Source organism: Yersinia massiliensis CCUG 53443, assembly GCF_000312485.1.
In the GTDB taxonomy this organism is placed as follows: domain Bacteria; phylum Pseudomonadota; class Gammaproteobacteria; order Enterobacterales; family Enterobacteriaceae; genus Yersinia; species Yersinia massiliensis.
The window spans coordinates 327,641-340,221 of the sequence record NZ_HE997646.1 but is presented as its reverse complement, the minus strand read 5'-3'; the positions used below and the strand labels follow the sequence as shown (position 1 = coordinate 340,221).

Sequence of the window (12,581 nt, the reverse complement as noted above, 5' to 3'; positions counted from 1 at the left end):
CCTTTACAGAGCACCTGTATGACCTCTAGAAAGGAAAAAAGTTAATCTTTTCTACGCTGCGAGCAATTCTTTTGCATTTGCTAAGGTATTTTTCGTCACTTCGCTACCCCCTAGAAGGCGCGCCAACTCTTGCAAGCGAGCTTTTTTATCTAGCCGGTGCATGTGCGTTTCTGTCTCAGTGCCGTCGGTTTGTTTACTCACAAAGAAATGTTGATGACCACAACCGGCAACTTGCGGAAGGTGAGTGACGCACATGACTTGAGTTGACTCGCCAAGCTGACGCAACAGGCGGCCCACGATGGCTGCGGTTGGCCCACTGATACCCACATCGACTTCATCAAAGATAAGTGCAGGAGTGTCCATTTTACGCGCTGTAATGACCTGAATCGCTAAGGCGATGCGAGATAGTTCACCACCAGAGGCGACTTTTGCCAGCGGTTGCAGTGGTTGGCCTGGGTTGGTGGTGACACAGAATTCAATCCGAGTTGCACCTTCAGCACTGAGGTGTTCTGGTTCAAAGTGAGTATCAATAGTAAAGCTGCCGTGTGGCATTGATAACTCATGCATGCTTTTAGTAATTAATGTCGCGAGTTCATCAGCATAATGCTGGCGTTCCTCATGCAGACGTTTGGCGATAGTGAGGGCATGTTGGTAGTGAGTATTAACTTCATGGCTGAGTTGTTCGTGATCACTTTCTTGTTGTGACAGTTGTTCTTGTTCATCGAGCAATTGCTGATGGAATTGCGGAAGTTCTTCCGGCGCAACATGGTGTTTGCGAGCCAAAGCTAACTGGCGGGATAGTCGTTGTTCTAGTTCATAAAGGCGGTTAGGGTCCATATCTAGCTGTTCTGCATAATGGCGTAACTCATCACTCGCTTCACTAATTTGGATCGAGGCTTCTTCCAGCATATTAAGCAGATTATTAAATTGCTCATCCATACTCGCCAGTTCGGTTAACTGATGTTTAGCAGAGTAAAGCTGGCTAAGAATGTTACTTTGTTCATCGTCTGAGAGTAGTTGTAAGGCTTGTTGGCTGATTGATAGTAACTGACCGCTATTCGCTAAGCGTTTGTATTCAATATCAATCTGTTCATACTCCCCTGTTTGCGGGGCAAATGAATTCAGCTCTTTCAGTTGATATTGCAATAATTCATGGCGCGCGTTGCGTTCCAGTGATTGCTGTTGATGAAGTGCTAGAGCACGGCAGCTTTGATGCCAGATTTGATAGGCTGCTTTCATTTCAGACAAAAGTATTGATTGACCTGCGTAAGCATCTAACAATTGTTTCTGGTGATCGGGTCTTAACAGTAATTGATGGGCATGCTGGCCGTGAATCTGAATCAAGTGTTGGCCCAGCTCACGTAATTGCGACAAAGGTACTGCTGTGCCATTAATAAAGCCCCTTGAGCGGCCATCTGCCCCAATGGCACGTCGCAATAGACATTCATTGCTGTCGTCTAAATGGTTATTTTCCAACCACAGTCGGGCTGAAGGGGTGTCTACCAGTGAGAATCGAGCGCAAATATCAGCGCGTGTTGCACCCAAGCGGACCATACTGCCGTCTGAACGGCTACCAAGACATAGGCCTAATGCGTCTATGGCGATGGATTTACCTGCCCCTGTTTCGCCAGTAATTGCTGTCATTCCGGGTTGAAAATCAATTTCTAACTCACGCACAATTGCAAAATTACTGATGGTTAATTGGGCCAGCATGGTAAATCTCCTGTACATAAACACATGTCTGTATTTGAATACAGTATAAACTGGTTTTATATACAGTAAAGTCCCTAAGGCACTTTTTAGAATAATTTTTTTGACCAACCTAGTTTTGTACTTAACGTATTGAAATAGCTGTAGTCCTTAGGATGGATTAGGTTGAGATGAAAATCACTGCGACGGATGAGTACCTCTTCCCCCTCTTGAATTGGCAACGCTATCTGGCTGTCACAACTAATTTCCAGGTCGCTGGTAATTTGCGAGAACTTCAGGCGGATGGTACTGCTACTATTAATAACCAGTGGGCGAGCTGTCAGGGTGTGGGGGAACATTGGCACCAAAACGATGGCATCCAGTGTGGGGGTAAGAATAGGGCCACCAGCGGAAAGAGAGTAAGCCGTCGAACCGGTTGGCGTGGCAATGATCAGGCCATCAGAACGTTGAGAGAATGCGAAGCGATCATCGATATAGACTTCGAATTCGATCATATGTGCAACTTTGCCGGGGTGCAAAACGACTTCGTTGATTGCTGTGCTGATACGGCTCTGTTGAGCAGTGCGTGTGACTTGGGCTTCCAGTAAGAAACGTTGCTCGCTGATGTATTCACCTTCCAACACATCGGAAAGTTGTTGTTGAGCGTTATCCGGGTCTAAATCGGTGAGAAAACCCAGATTGCCGCGGTTGACGCCAATCACTTTGATATCATAGCGGGCCAGTACGCGAGCAGCACCAAGCATGTTGCCATCACCGCCGACGACGACTGCTAAATCTGCTTTTTGGCCGATTTCAGCCAAACTGCCAGTGACAGCACCTGTTAGGTTGAGATCTTTTGCAATTTGTTGTTCAACCATTACGTCATAACCTCTGGTGTTTAGCCAGTGGTAGAGCATTTCATGGGTGGCAAGTGCGGCCGGGTGCCGTGGGTGACCGACAATACCAATACAATTGAATCTTTTATTATTCATTGCCGTGATTTTCCTTACTGGGGGCATCTTTTACCCCACATTATGACCGGTTCCCTTGAATCCCCGGTTTTGATCCCCATAATAAGCCAAGTAGCGAGATTAATGCTAAAACGCGGAGATATCCATGAGTAGTAAAGAACAGAAAACACCAAACGAGCAAGTCTCGGAAGAAATGGAAAATGCAGCAGAGCAACAAGTGGAAGCAACACAAGAGACGGGTGAAGGTGTAGATCCGCGTGTTGTCGAGCTTGAAGCGCAGTTGGCTGCAGCTGTACAGCGTGAGCGCGAGAGCTTGCTACGCGCCAAGGCTGAAGTTGAGAATATCCGTCGTCGTACTGAATTGGATGTTGAAAAAGCACATAAGTTTGCTTTGGAACGGTTCTCTGCTGAATTATTGCCAGTTATCGATAATCTGGAACGGGCGCTAGATACAGCTGACAAAGCGAATACCGAACTGACTTCGATGATCGAAGGCGTTGAATTAACGCTGAAATCATTACTTGATGCGGTTGGTAAATTCGGCATTCAAGTTGTCAGCGAGACTAACGTTCCATTTAATCCTGAAGTTCATCAGGCAATGACGATGCTTGAATCTGCCGATCACGAACCTAACAATGTGATGATGGTGATGCAAAAAGGCTATACGCTGAATGGCCGCCTGTTACGCCCAGCGATGGTTGCGGTATCTAAAGCGAAGGCTTAAGGTGCTCTAACGTGAAAAAGGCACCTTTTAGGTGCCTTTTTTATGAATTTTATTAGTGAGTTAGGCCATTTTTCTTAGGACGGCAGTTTGGGTTGCCAGTCAATTGGTGGTAAACCTTGCTGTTGCAACAATGCGTTTGCTTGTGAGAAATGCTGACAGCCGAGAAAGCCACGATGTGCGGAGAGTGGTGATGGATGCGGCGCTTTCAGAATATGATGGCGTTGAGTATCGATGATTCGGCCTTTTTTCTGCGCATGGGCACCCCACAGCATAAAAATCACCCCATCACGGTGCTCATTCAGCGCTGCAATCACTTTATCGGTAAAGGTTTCCCAGCCGAGGTTAGCGTGAGAGTGCGCGTTGCCGGCTTCGACGGTGAGTACTGTATTGAGTAATAACACGCCTTGCTCGGCCCAGCTTTGTAAAAAGCCATGATTAGGGCGCTCGAAGCCTGGAATATCTGTTGCTAGCTCTTTATACATATTCACTAAAGATGGCGGGGCAGGGACGCCAGGTAACACTGAAAATGATAGTCCATGAGCCTGATTAGGTCCGTGGTACGGGTCTTGGCCTAAAATAACCACTTTAACCCTATCTAATTCCGTGAGACGAAACGCGTTAAACACGTCTTTTTGCGGGGGATAAATAATCTTCCCAGCATGACGTTCCGCAGCTACATAGGCCAATGTATCTTTAAAATAAGGCTGCTCTTTTTCCTGACCGATAACATCGTGCCAGCTTAGGGAGGCGGACATAAACACACTCCTTGATTTATGTAAGGTGTTGATGTGCGTTAGCTTACCGGTTCAATCCTACGAGCGAAACTGTTAAACCTGAGTCTGTGATGTGATGATGTTTTTTTGACCACTGAATATAAAAAATGTTTAAAATTTACAAAAAAAATTGCTATGAGCGTGGTTGATAAAATTGATATAAAACATAAATTTGGCAACGCCACTCTCATTCGCGTGGTGAAAATGTTGATTTAAATCAAGGAATCGCATCTGTGTGACTGGTATATAGAACAATAAGACAACAATGGTTTTACCAAATAACCAAAATGGTTTTTCCCCCTAGGAATTTTAGCCGTATTACGGAGGCCCCAAATGATTACTGGTATTCAAATTACTAAAGCTAGCAATGAAGCACTGTTGAACTCTTTCTGGCTGCTGGATAGTGAAAAAGATGAACTGCGTTGTGTTTGTGCTAAATCAGGCTACGCAGAGGACCAGATCGTACCAGCAAGTGAATTAGGTCAGATCGAATATCGTGAAGTTCCACTGGAACTGCAACCTACAGTGCGTGTTGAAGGTGGCCAGCATTTGAACGTTAACGTTCTGCGCCGTGAAACGTTGGAAGATGCTGTGAAAAACCCAGAAAAATATCCTCAGCTGACTATCCGTGTCTCTGGTTACGCCGTGCGTTTCAATTCACTGACACCAGAACAGCAACGTGATGTGATTACTCGTACTTTCACTGAAAGTTTGTAATTCTTTATCACAACGATTTCTTTGTGATAATTCTAAGGGAGCCTCGGCTCCCTTTTTTATTAATAAAAAAGCCGCAATTGATTAGCGGCTTTTAGTCAGTGCATTGAATCAGTCGGTACCTTAGGTATCCGATTTTGCCTTCGGCTGGCGGCGTTTACCCACGTTCTTAGCATCGCGGTGACGTACCTTTACCTTCGCTTTTTCTTTGCTGGCTTCTTTTAGCTCTTTACGCTTAGCCAAAACTTTCTTCGATGGCTTACCGGTTGATTTTGCACTTGGCTCTTTACTGGTTGGGCGTAGTTCATCAACAACGCGTGGTTTCAACGGTTCTTTGAGATAGCGTCCGATTCTACCCAGTAATAAATGGTCATGCGCTTCAACGAGTGAAATAGCAACACCCTTGCGCCCGGCGCGGCCAGTGCGGCCAATGCGATGAAGATAGACGTCAGCGGTTAGCGGCAGATCAAAGTTAAATACGTGACTAATATCATCGATATCCAAACCACGTGAAGCGACGTCAGTAGCAACCAATACATTGACACGACCATCACTCAAACGAATAACGGCTTCGGTACGTTTAGCCTGAACCATTTCGCCTTCGAGGAACCAAGCGTTAATGCCAGCTTCACGTAGCCAACTGACGAGTTGGTGTACCTTTTCCCGTGTGCGCACGAAAATAATGGATTTCTGCACTTCGGGTTGTTTTAACAGGTGCACTAGCAACGCTGTTTTGTGCTCGATATTATCTGCACGGTAGTACCATTGCTGAATCTTTTTGCGTTCGCGGCGAGAAGGGTCGGCTTCTAATTCTACTGGTTCTTCAAGGATGCGCTCTGCAAACTCACGAATGGCCTCACCTTCCAACGTCGCTGAAAACAGCAATGTTTGTTTACGCCAGCGGGTCTCTGCCGCGATGGTTTCGATATCCTGTGCAAAGCCCATATCTAACATACGGTCAGCTTCGTCCAGAATCAGGGTTTCTACTGCCCGACAGTCAAAGTTCTCTTCTTTGATGTATTGTAACAGACGGCCTGTGGTAGCAACCACAATGTCCTGATTCTCACTAAAGACTTCCGCGTGGTTCATATAAGCCACACCACCGGTAATTGTCGCGATATCCAGTTGCGTATGCTTGGCTAGTTCACGCGCTTGATCCGCCACCTGCATGGCTAATTCACGGGTTGGCGTTAGGATCAGAATTCGCGGTGGGCCAGATTTTTTACGTGGGAAATCCAGCAAATGCTGCAAAGCAGGCAGCAAAAAGGCGGCAGTCTTGCCAGTACCTGTTGGGGCCGAACCCAAAACATCACGCCCATCCATCGCTGGCGGAATAGCAGCAGCTTGGATAGCGGTTGGGCGCTCATAGCCCTTTTCGCGCAGTGCGTCAATCAGGCGTTCATCGAGATCGAGTTCGGAAAAATTGGTTACAGTCATGGTCTTCCTCTACTTGGGGCGCCGATTATAGACGGGTTAGCCGAATTCTTCACCTGTTTAAGCGGTATTGATGTCTTTTCCCTTCAATCATATTGCCCTATGCTACGCCGGTTATAGATTCTGGCGACTAATGTGAGCGAACAATTGAAAAAAAAACCAGTATTGCGTGGCGGTGGCTTCACTTTTAAGCAATTTTTTGTGGCGCACGATCGTTGCGCAATGAAAGTAGGTACTGATGGTGTGCTGCTTGGCGCTTGGGTACCGGTAGAAAAAGCCCGCAAAGCACTGGATATTGGCTGCGGTAGTGGGTTAATTGCCTTGATGATTGCACAACGTTCATCACCAGAAGTCATTATTGATGGTGTTGAATTGGAACCTGAAGCAGCGCAACAAGCAAGCAGTAACGTGGCATTGTCACCTTGGGCTGAACGGGTAAATATCTATGCCCAAGATGTACATGAGTTTGCCAAAAATCACCTTCATCAATATGACCTCATTGTTAGTAATCCACCTTATTTTGCACCGGCTGTCGCTTGTCGGGATGAAGCTCGCGATACCGCACGCTATACCGGTTCTCTAACACATGATGCTTTATTAGATTGCGCTGAGAAACTCCTCACTGAGGATGGCGTGTTTTGTGTCGTGTTACCTCATGATTTAGGTGTCGAACTCGTGCGATTAGCAGAGCAAAAAAGCTGGTTTACCCGTTCCCGGGTTGATATTAGGGATCGTCCTGGTAAACCATTGCACCGGATGTTACTGACGTTATCGCGTCAATTCGGAACAACAGACTACCAGCATTTGGATCTGCGCCAATCTGAAGGCGTCTATTCACCCGAATTCTGCGCACTCATCAGTGATTTTTATCTTAATTATTAGTGATGTTTTAAGGCTGATGAGATAAGAAGCAAGTTGGGCGCAATCCGCTGACTGCGCCCAGATATGGATTAAGGATGAAGGATAGTCGGTTTTGGATCGCTTATTTGCTCGGGGTAATCGAGTGTATAGTGCAAACCACGGCTCTCTTTACGTTCCATTGCACAGCGCACGATTAACTCAGCAACCTGTACCAAGTTACGTAACTCCAGCAGATTATTAGAGATCCGAAAATTGGCATAATACTCATCAATTTCCTGCTGTAAGGTGTTAATTCGGCGCAAGGCTCGCTCTAAGCGTTTAGTGGTGCGGACGATACCGACGTAGTCCCACATGAATAAGCGCAATTCGTGCCAGTTATGCTGAATAACAACACGTTCATCCGAGTTATCGACTCGACTCTCATCCCAGTCCGGTAAATGCTTAGCCAGCTTGGCATGCGGTAAGCGCGTGAGAATATCTTCAGCGGCAGACCAACCATAAACTAAACATTCAAGTAGAGAGTTGGACGCCATGCGATTCGCGCCATGCAAACCGGTATAGCTGACTTCACCGATGGCATATAGCCCATCTAGATCGGTACGCCCGTGCTGATCGACCATCACACCACCACAGGTATAATGGGCGGCGGGTACGATAGGGATAGCTTCTTTGGTCAGATCGATACCCAATGACAGCAGTTTTTCGTAAATCATCGGGAAGTGCTGTATCACGAAATCAGCGGGTTTATGGCTGATATCTAAATACATGCAATCCGCGCCCAGCCGTTTCATTTCATGGTCAATGGCGCGAGCGACGATATCACGTGGCGCTAGCTCACCTCGCGAATCAAAATCAGGCATGAAACGGCTACCATCAGGGCGCTTAAGGTGAGCCCCCTCACCACGTAGTGCTTCAGTCAGCAAAAAGTTACGTGCTTGCGGATGAAACAGGCAAGTAGGATGAAATTGGTTGAACTCCAGATTGGCGACTCGACATCCTGCGCGCCAAGCCATGGCAATACCATCACCAGAGGAGATATCTGGATTCGTGGTGTATTGATAAACTTTTGCAGCCCCACCAGTTGCCAACACCACGGCCTTGGCCCTAAAAGTTTCAACCTTTTCTAGCTCTCGGTTCCAAATGTAAGCGCCAACAACACGTTTAGTCCCTGTCAGGCCGATTTTGTTCGACGTAATTAAATCGACAGCATTGCAGCGTTCTTTCACTAAAATGTTAGGGTGAGTACTTGCTTTACCTACGAGGGTAGTTTCTACTTCTTTACCTGTCGCATCAGCGGTATGCAGTATACGGCGATGGCTATGCCCGCCTTCGCGAGTGAGGTGATAGCGTTCTTCGCCGCTGGCACTGGTTTCAGTATCAAACAGCACGCCCTGATCAATTAGCCATTGCACGCAAGAGCGGGCATTGCTGGCAATAAATTCGACGGCGTCTTTGTCACAAAGTCCAGCCCCGGCGATCAGGGTGTCATCAACGTGGGAACTGATGCTGTCGGTTTCATCGAAAACGGCAGCTATACCTCCCTGAGCATAAAAAGTGGCTCCTTCATTCAGTGGCCCTTTACTCAGAACGGTGACTTTACAATGTGGTGCGAGGCGCAGAGCTAATGATAAACCGGCAGCGCCACTCCCGATGATCAATACATCGCTAACGTGTTCAGATGATGATTGCATATCGTATGATGTGTGCAGAAGAAGAGTGAATTTCATGTTAGCCTATCTGCCAGCGCAAAAGCTATGGCTATAAGATGTCTAAATAATATTCAGACAAAAAATCTGGCAACATGGAACTTTGCAATTTTTATGGACTCCAAGCGTGTGCTTGCTCAGGAAAATAACATTATGGCTGGCAGTACTATTTTTAGCATGGGGATAGATTTCGGGAGAGTTCACCTCGGATGAGCGAGCAGTTAACGGATCAGATGCTGGTTGAACGGGTCCAGAAAGGTGATCAGCAATCGTTCAATTTACTGGTAGTTCGATACCAGCATAAGGTTGCGAGCCTCGTATCCCGATACGTACCTCAGGGCGATGTCCCTGATGTCGTGCAGGAATCTTTTATTAAGGCGTATCGCGCATTGGCATCATTCCGTGGCGATAGTGCTTTTTATACGTGGCTTTACCGTATTGCTGTTAACACAGCAAAAAATTACTTAGTCGCTCAGGGGCGGCGCCCGCCATCCAGTGATGTGGATGCAAATGATGCTGAAAATTACGAAAATGCGGGTGCATTGAAAGAAATATCGAACCCTGAGAACTTAATGTTGTCTGAAGAATTGAGGCAGATAGTTTTTAAAACCATAGAGTCACTTCCTGAAGATCTCCGGATGGCGATTACACTCAGGGAGTTAGATGGTCTAAGCTATGAAGAGATAGCCGAAATTATGGACTGTCCGGTGGGTACTGTTCGTTCCCGTATCTTCCGTGCCAGAGAAGCTATCGATAACAAAGTTCAGCCGCTAATTCAGCGATAAGCGGACACATAAAGGGTATTTGGCATGCAGAAAGAAAAGCTTTCCGCTCTGATGGACGGAGAAACTCTTGATAGTGAGCTGTTGGGGTCTTTATCGAAAGATAAAACGCTACAGCAAAGCTGGGAGAGCTATCACTTAATCCGTGACACCCTGCGGGGGGACGTTGGTGAAGTCTTGCACCTAGATATCGCCAGCCGTGTCGCAGAAGCGCTCAAAAACGAGCCAACTCGTTTTGTTCCTATTGCTGTACCTGAATCTCAGCCACAACCACATACTTGGCAGAAGATGCCTTTCTGGCACAAAGTTCGCCCTTGGGCCAGCCAGATTACTCAAGTGGGTGTGGCAGCTTGTGTTTCGCTTGCCGTTATTGTTGGGGTACAGCAGTATAACCAGCCTACATCTGGCAATTTACAGCCTGAGTCACCGGCGTTTAATACATTACCGATGATGGGCAAAGCCTCACCGGTGAGTTTTGGTGTGCCTGCTGATGGTTCTTTCGGAACATCTCAACAGCATCAAGTTCAAGAGCAACGTAGACGCGTCAATATGATGACCCAGTTGCAAGATTTTGAATTGCAACGTCGTTTACCACAAACTGATGTGTTGCAGCAGCCTTCGACATCAACGCAAGCTGCAATTCAAGTCCCAGGAACTCAGTCCTTAGGAATGCAACAGCAGTAATGAAGCAATTTTGGTTCTCCGTTTGTTTATTGGCGGGCAGCCTATTCATGCCAACACTAGCTTCGGCGGAAACCACGCCGATAGCTATGTTGCAGGAAATGAGCAATGCCAGCCAGTCGCTCAACTATGAGCTATCGTATATCAATGTTAATAAGCAAGGGATTGATTCTCTTCGCTATCGACATGCTATTTTAGATAAAAAAACCTTGGCGCAATTACTGCGTATGGATGGTCCACGAACTGAAATCCTACAGCGTGGAAATGAAATCAGTTATTTCGAGCCAGGTTTTGACTCTTTCACCCTTGCCGGTGAGCATATCGTTGATGCATTGCCCTCTGTTGTCTTCCCTGATTTTGAAAAACTATCGAAATACTATAATTACATTGCGCTAGGTCGTGCTCGTATCGCGGATAGACCCTGTCAGGTTATTCGAGTGGTATCCCGAGACAGCACCCGGTATAGCTATATTATTTGGATGGATGAAACAACTAAACTTCCAATGCGGGTCGACCTGTTAGACAAAGATGGTGAAACGCTTGAACAGTTTCGGGTGATTTCTTTTGCTGTCGGAGAGCCGATCCAAGAGATTCTAAAAGATTTAGTCAAACTGTCGTTACCCCCTTTACTGGCGTTACCTGCTAAGAATAAAGTGGATTTTGCTTGGTCCCTGCGTTGGTTACCCGAAGGTGTTACCGAGGTTTCGCGTAGTCGCCGTACATTGCCGAATATGGATACGCCAACAGAATCGCGGTTGTATAGCGATGGCTTATTTAGTTTTTCGGTGAATATAAATCCACTGGGTAAAGATGTTCCTTCAGAACAATCTTTGCGTCAGGGGCGTCGTACCGTTCATACGGAAGCTCGTAATAATGTCGAAATCACTGTCGTCGGTGAATTGCCTCCAGCAACGGCGAAACGTATTGCTGATAGCTTGGTTTTGGGGTCAGCAAAATGATGAAAGAATGGGCCACGGTTATCTCGTGGAATAATGGCATTGCGCTTTTACGTTGTGAACCTCAGGCAGGTTGCGGAAGTTGCCATGCCCGAAGTGGGTGTGGTGGCCACCTATTAAATGAGTTAGGACCGGAAACTGATCACCAACTACAAATAGCAATTTTGCAACCACTAGAACCAGGGCAGAAAGTCGAAGTTGGGATCAGTGAGGGCAGCTTATTACGTTCTGCTTCTTTGGTTTATTTAACCCCACTAGTCGGGTTAATTGGTGGTGGAGCCTTATTTCAGACTCTCTTTATCACCGATGCTTTTACTGCTCTCGGTGCTTTTATGGGAGCTAGTGTCGGTTTTTTATTAGCCAAGAAATTAGCCAGTAAAATTGAAAGTCAAAGTGAGTATCAACCTACAGTTTTACAAATTGGTCTACCACCTACAGCAATTCGTATTCAGCAAGAATAATAGCACTCATCTTATTCTATTCGTAATAGGCTGGAATACGGTTTTGAATCATGTGCTCAATCAACGCAATAAAAAGATCTGCGTTTATCAATGCTGAATAATCCAACGAAAATAGTATGTTACCATCTTTGTCAAATAACCTTATTTTGTCATGGCGTTTTTCACGGGCGATTTCGATACGAAAAATATCTTCAATACAAATAATTCTGTCTATCGTGACTAATGTGTGTGCACTTAGCGACACTGGAACTGTATCCATCTGAAGCCATCTCAACTTCATCAGATTTAAAAGATCGCTGAGTATAGGAAGGTTTAGCCAATAGTTATTGTTTTTAATCAGATCAAATACAACACATTGACCTAGCGATAAGTTATTTAAGCTGATGATGCCAATATGTATAACTTGGTGATGAATAATTGTGTTAATCAGTGGGTAAGCATTATTTATGTTATTAACGATAATATTCCAGCGCTTATTTTTTGATGTGCGAAATGCCATGGTATTAATTTTACCATTAGGATTTATGCCTGTCTGATATTTATGGATGTATTGTATTTTATTAAATGGAGTGAAAAATACATTGCCATTATCATGATCAAAAATACGCACGCCTCTTTCATACAAAAAATAAGTAAACTTTCGATTATTATTCACATGGAGATAAACTACCATACTCAATGATATGGCGATAATAATGATAAATAGAATGGAAAGGATTGATGGTATCGGAAAAATAGAATCTGTTAGGGATGATATAAGGATTAAAAATATAAGAAATAATAAAAGTGTTATTGCTGAGATAGTTAACCATGCGTTATCTCTTTTAAA

At 45.5% G+C, this 12,581-nt stretch carries 13 protein-coding genes; 7 read left to right on the top strand and 6 right to left on the bottom strand.

Going from position 1 to position 12,581, the window contains the following annotated elements:
* Window positions 1-51 precede the first annotated feature (51 nt).
* A complete protein-coding gene (recN, locus tag BN68_RS16255; protein WP_019212229.1) occupies window positions 52-1,713 on the bottom strand; it encodes a DNA repair protein RecN in 1,662 nt (553 codons plus the stop codon).
* Between the two features lie 86 nt (window positions 1,714-1,799).
* A complete protein-coding gene (gene nadK / locus BN68_RS16250; RefSeq protein WP_019212228.1) occupies window positions 1,800-2,681 on the bottom strand; it encodes an NAD(+) kinase in 882 nt (293 codons plus the stop codon).
* A gap of 124 nt (window positions 2,682-2,805) precedes the next feature.
* Between nadK and grpE the strand changes: the two genes are divergently transcribed.
* Window positions 2,806-3,384: a nucleotide exchange factor GrpE gene (grpE, locus tag BN68_RS16245; RefSeq protein ID WP_019212227.1), complete on the top strand. Its 579-nt coding sequence runs from the start codon at window positions 2,806-2,808 to the stop codon at window positions 3,382-3,384.
* Between the two features lie 74 nt (window positions 3,385-3,458).
* Here the strand turns inward: grpE and ung are convergent, their stop codons facing one another.
* A complete protein-coding gene (gene ung, locus BN68_RS16240) occupies window positions 3,459-4,139 on the bottom strand; it encodes a uracil-DNA glycosylase (RefSeq protein ID WP_019212226.1) in 681 nt (226 codons plus the stop codon).
* 351 nt (window positions 4,140-4,490) lie between these two features.
* Between ung and grcA the strand changes: the two genes are divergently transcribed.
* Window positions 4,491-4,874: an autonomous glycyl radical cofactor GrcA gene (gene grcA / locus BN68_RS16235; protein WP_019212224.1), complete on the top strand. Its 384-nt coding sequence runs from the start codon at window positions 4,491-4,493 to the stop codon at window positions 4,872-4,874.
* 120 nt (window positions 4,875-4,994) lie between these two features.
* On the opposite strand, the gene srmB is transcribed toward grcA, so the two are convergent.
* Window positions 4,995-6,308: an ATP-dependent RNA helicase SrmB gene (srmB, locus tag BN68_RS16230; protein ID WP_019212223.1), complete on the bottom strand. Its 1,314-nt coding sequence runs from the start codon at window positions 6,306-6,308 to the stop codon at window positions 4,995-4,997.
* A gap of 132 nt (window positions 6,309-6,440) precedes the next feature.
* Here srmB and trmN point away from each other — a divergent pair, with 132 nt between their 5' ends.
* Window positions 6,441-7,187, top strand: coding sequence for a tRNA(1)(Val) (adenine(37)-N(6))-methyltransferase TrmN (gene trmN, locus BN68_RS16225; protein WP_019212222.1), 747 nt, complete (start codon window positions 6,441-6,443; stop codon window positions 7,185-7,187).
* A 68-nt stretch (window positions 7,188-7,255) separates the two neighbouring features.
* Here trmN and nadB read toward each other — a convergent pair whose 3' ends face one another.
* Complete coding sequence (nadB, locus tag BN68_RS16220) at window positions 7,256-8,857, bottom strand: L-aspartate oxidase (RefSeq protein ID WP_019212221.1); 1,602 nt, start codon at window positions 8,855-8,857, stop codon at window positions 7,256-7,258.
* A gap of 224 nt (window positions 8,858-9,081) precedes the next feature.
* Here nadB and rpoE point away from each other — a divergent pair, with 224 nt between their 5' ends.
* Genes rpoE through rseC form a run of 4 tightly spaced genes read left to right on the top strand, consistent with a single transcriptional unit; the run spans window position 9,082 to window position 11,752 of the window.
* Entirely contained in the window at window positions 9,082-9,657 is a 576-nt protein-coding gene (gene rpoE, locus BN68_RS16215) for an RNA polymerase sigma factor RpoE (protein WP_019212219.1), read from the top strand.
* Window positions 9,658-9,681: 24 nt separating this feature from the next.
* Window positions 9,682-10,338, top strand: coding sequence for an anti-sigma-E factor RseA (gene rseA / locus BN68_RS16210; RefSeq protein WP_019212218.1), 657 nt, complete (start codon window positions 9,682-9,684; stop codon window positions 10,336-10,338).
* Entirely contained in the window at window positions 10,338-11,294 is a 957-nt protein-coding gene (rseB, locus tag BN68_RS16205) for a sigma-E factor regulatory protein RseB (RefSeq protein WP_019212217.1), read from the top strand. Before rseA ends, rseB begins: the two co-directional genes overlap by 1 nt.
* Complete coding sequence (gene rseC, locus BN68_RS16200; protein WP_019212216.1) at window positions 11,291-11,752, top strand: SoxR-reducing system protein RseC; 462 nt, start codon at window positions 11,291-11,293, stop codon at window positions 11,750-11,752. Before rseB ends, rseC begins: the two co-directional genes overlap by 4 nt.
* A 16-nt stretch (window positions 11,753-11,768) precedes the next feature.
* Here the strand turns inward: rseC and BN68_RS16195 are convergent.
* Window positions 11,769-12,581: hypothetical protein (locus tag BN68_RS16195; protein WP_019212215.1), on the bottom strand; the 813-nt coding region annotated here is incomplete at its 5' end.

Coding starts and splice junctions, on each gene's coding strand:
- srmB (WP_019212223.1), bottom strand. CDS start 6,308: ATGACTGTAACCAATTTTTCCGAACTCGATCTCGATGAACGCCTGATT.
- ung (WP_019212226.1), bottom strand. CDS start 4,139: ATGTCCGCCTCCCTAAGCTGGCACGATGTTATCGGTCAGGAAAAAGAG.
- rseC (WP_019212216.1), top strand. CDS start 11,291: ATGATGAAAGAATGGGCCACGGTTATCTCGTGGAATAATGGCATTGCG.
- rseB (WP_019212217.1), top strand. CDS start 10,338: ATGAAGCAATTTTGGTTCTCCGTTTGTTTATTGGCGGGCAGCCTATTC.
- rpoE (WP_019212219.1), top strand. CDS start 9,082: ATGAGCGAGCAGTTAACGGATCAGATGCTGGTTGAACGGGTCCAGAAA.
- grpE (WP_019212227.1), top strand. CDS start 2,806: ATGAGTAGTAAAGAACAGAAAACACCAAACGAGCAAGTCTCGGAAGAA.
- rseA (WP_019212218.1), top strand. CDS start 9,682: ATGCAGAAAGAAAAGCTTTCCGCTCTGATGGACGGAGAAACTCTTGAT.
- nadK (WP_019212228.1), bottom strand. CDS start 2,681: ATGAATAATAAAAGATTCAATTGTATTGGTATTGTCGGTCACCCACGG.
- grcA (WP_019212224.1), top strand. CDS start 4,491: ATGATTACTGGTATTCAAATTACTAAAGCTAGCAATGAAGCACTGTTG.
- recN (WP_019212229.1), bottom strand. CDS start 1,713: ATGCTGGCCCAATTAACCATCAGTAATTTTGCAATTGTGCGTGAGTTA.
- nadB (WP_019212221.1), bottom strand. CDS start 8,857: ATGCAATCATCATCTGAACACGTTAGCGATGTATTGATCATCGGGAGT.